This window comes from Rhizobacter sp. P2_H2, from assembly GCF_056403375.1.
Window position 1 is genome coordinate 1 of record NZ_JBFUFP010000693.1, and the last position, 2,970, is coordinate 2,970.

Below are 2,970 nucleotides of genomic sequence, written 5' to 3' on the forward strand. Positions count from 1 at the left end.
GCATGTACTTGTTCTTCAGGAAGATCGGCGCGAGCTGGGTCAGGCGGTCGCGGATCTGCGCGCGCGCCTTCTCGAGCTGCTTGTCGTTCGGCTTCAGGCCGCGCGACTCGAGCACGTTGACGTGCGCGAACAGCTCCTTCTCGAAGTTCAGCAGGAACAGCCGCACTCGCGCGCGCGCCACCGGATCGCCCGGCATCAGCTGCGGGTGCGGGAAGCGCTCGTCGATGTACTCGTTGATGATGTGCGACTCGTACAGGATGAGATCGCGCTCGACGAGGATGGGCACCTCGTTGTACGGATTCATCAGCGCGATGTCTTCGGGCTTGGCGAAGAGATCGACGTCGCGGATCTCGAAGTCCATGCCTTTTTCGAACAGGACGAAGCGGCAACGATGCGAGTAAGGGCAGGTCGTTCCGGAGTAAAGCACCATCATGGTGGTGGCTCCTTGGAGGCAGAGGTCAAAACACAAACGCAGCAGGCATGCCTTCGGGCAGCCCGCTGCGTCATCGACCCGGGCCGTCGTGCGGCCCAGGGCGCGAAATCACATCGTTATTTCACGTCTTTCCAGTAAACCGCGTTCAGGCGCCAGGCAATGACGACGAACACGGAGAGAAACAGCAGCACCCAGACGCCGACGCGAACGCGCTGACCCTGGGCCGGCTCTCCCATCCACTGAAGATAGGCGACAAGGTCGGCCACCGCCTCGTCATAGTCATTGGCGCTCAGCTTGCCGGGCGTCACCTGCTCGAAGCCGGCGAAGCGGTGCACCGACTTCGCCTCGTCGTGCGGGTCTTTCTCTTCGACGAACTTCGCGACGCGCTGGCCCTGCAGCTCCCACAGCGCATGCGGCATCGCCACGCTCGGAAAGGCCAGGTTGTTCCAGCCGGTCGCCTTGGTGTCGTCGCGGTAGTAGGTGCGCAGGTAGGTGTACAGGTAGTCGGCGCCCGAGCCCTTGCCGATGTCGGCGCGCGAACGGGCGATCACCGACAGGTCGGGCGGCAGCGCGCCGAACCAGTCCTTGGCCTGCTTCGCGTCGAGCGAGGCCTTCATCGTGTCGCCGACCTTGTCGGTCGCGAACAGCAGGTTGTCCTTGATCTGCGCCTCGGTCAGCCCGATGTCGCGCATGCGGTTGTAGCGCATGAAGGCCGCCGAGTGGCAGTTCAGGCAGTAGTTGACGAACAGCTTGGCGCCGTTCTGCAGCGCCGCGAGGTCGGACGTCTTGGCCGAGGGGAACTTGTCCCAGGCCGCGCCGCCCTCCGAAGCCTGCGCCGCACCGCCCACCAGGGCCAGGCTCGCCAGCAGCGTGAGAAGGAGTTTCTTCATGGTGTTCTCTCCGGGGCTCTCGGTGGTGTGGATCAGTGGGCGTGGAAGGTCACGCGGTCCGGCACGGGCTTGAAGGTGCCCAGCTGGCTCCACCACGGCATCAGCAGGAAGAAGCCGAAGTACAGCAGCGTGCCGACCTGCGACACGTAGTTGCCGATTTCCGACGGCGGCTGCACACCCAGGTAGCCCAGGATCAGGAAGAACACGACGAACACGCCGTACACGTACTTGTGCCAGTCGGGGCGGTAGCGGATCGACTTGACCGGGCTGTGGTCCAGCCAGGGCAGGAAGAACAGGATGATGACGGCACCACCCATCACCACCACGCCCCAGAACTTGGCATCGAACACGTTCAGCAGCGCGACCGCGATGACCGCCACGATCGCCATCGCCAGCTTGGCGGCGCCGCCGAACTTGCCCTTCAGCAGGGCCGCGACGGTGGCCACGGCGATGATGCCGGACAGCACCTGCACCATCAGCGTGGTGGTCGCGCGCAGCATCGAATAGAACGGCGTGAAGTACCAGACCGGGGCGATGTGCGCCGGCGTCTTCAGCGGATCGGCCGGGATGAAGTTGTTGTACTCGAGGAAGTAGCCGCCGAACTCGGGCGCGAAGAACACCACCGCGCTGAAGATCAGCAGGAAGCCGGCGACGCCGAAGATGTCGTGCACCGAGTAGTACGGGTGCGAGGGGATGCCGTCCAGCGGGTGGCCGTCCGGGCCGCGCTTGGCCTTGATCTCGATGCCGTCGGGATTGTTGGAGCCCACCTCGTGCAGCGCGATCAGGTGCGCCGCCACCAGGCCGAGCAGCACCAGCGGCACCGCGATCACGTGGAAGCTGAAGAAGCGGTTCAGCGTCGCGTCGCTGACGACGTAGTCGCCGCGGATCAGCAGCGCCAGGTCGGGGCCGACGAACGGCACCGCGGCGAACAGGTTCACGATGACCTGCGCGCCCCAGTACGACATCTGGCCCCACGGCAGCAGGTAGCCCATGAAGGCCTCGGCCATCAGGCACAGGAAGATCGCGCAGCCGAAGATCCACACCAGCTCGCGCGGCTTGCGATAGCTGCCGTACATCAGCCCGCGGAACATGTGCAGGTAGACGACGATGAAGAACGCCGAGGCGCCCGTGGAGTGCATGTAGCGGATCAACCAGCCCCAGGGCACGTCGCGCATGATGTACTCGACCGAGGCGAAGGCGAGCGTCGCGTCGGGCTTGTAGTGCATCACGAGGAAGATGCCGGTCACGATCTGGATCACCAGCACCAGCATCGCGAGCGAGCCGAAGAAGTACCAGAAATTGAAGTTCTTCGGCGCGTAGTACTGCCCCCACTGCTCGTTCCACATCTTCGTGGCAGGGAAGCGGTTGTCGACCCAGGTCATGAGCTTGACGCCCACGGAGGCATTGGCGGGCGCTTGCTTGAATTCAGCCATGTCGTTGTTCTCCGGAGTGCTCGGGGCTCAGGCCTTCTTGTCTTCGCCGATCAACAGCCTGGCGTCGGACAAGTACATGTGCGGCGGCACTTCGAGGTTGTCGGGTGCGGGCTTGTTCTTGTAGACGCGGCCGGCCATGTCGAAGGTCGAGCCGTGGCAGGGGCACAGGAAGCCGCCGGTCCAGTCGTCGGGCAGCGAAGGCTGGGCACCGGCC

Annotated in this window: 4 protein-coding genes; all 4 read right to left on the bottom strand. The window is 64.5% G+C overall.

Features of this window, described 5'->3' with window-relative positions; translation table 11 throughout:
* Positions 1-433 (bottom strand): glutathione S-transferase N-terminal domain-containing protein (locus AC1D15_RS24795; protein ID WP_477828066.1); only part of this gene is annotated, 433 nt, incomplete at its 3' end.
* Between the two features lie 116 nt (positions 434-549).
* Positions 550-1,323, bottom strand: a complete 774-nt coding sequence (locus AC1D15_RS24800; RefSeq protein WP_477828067.1) for a cytochrome c1 — start codon at positions 1,321-1,323, stop codon at positions 550-552.
* Between the two features lie 32 nt (positions 1,324-1,355).
* Positions 1,356-2,756, bottom strand: coding sequence for a cytochrome b (locus AC1D15_RS24805; RefSeq protein ID WP_047500854.1), 1,401 nt, complete (start codon positions 2,754-2,756; stop codon positions 1,356-1,358).
* Positions 2,757-2,783: 27 nt separating this feature from the next.
* Positions 2,784-2,970 (bottom strand): Rieske 2Fe-2S domain-containing protein (locus AC1D15_RS24810; protein ID WP_477828068.1); only part of this gene is annotated, 187 nt, incomplete at its 5' end.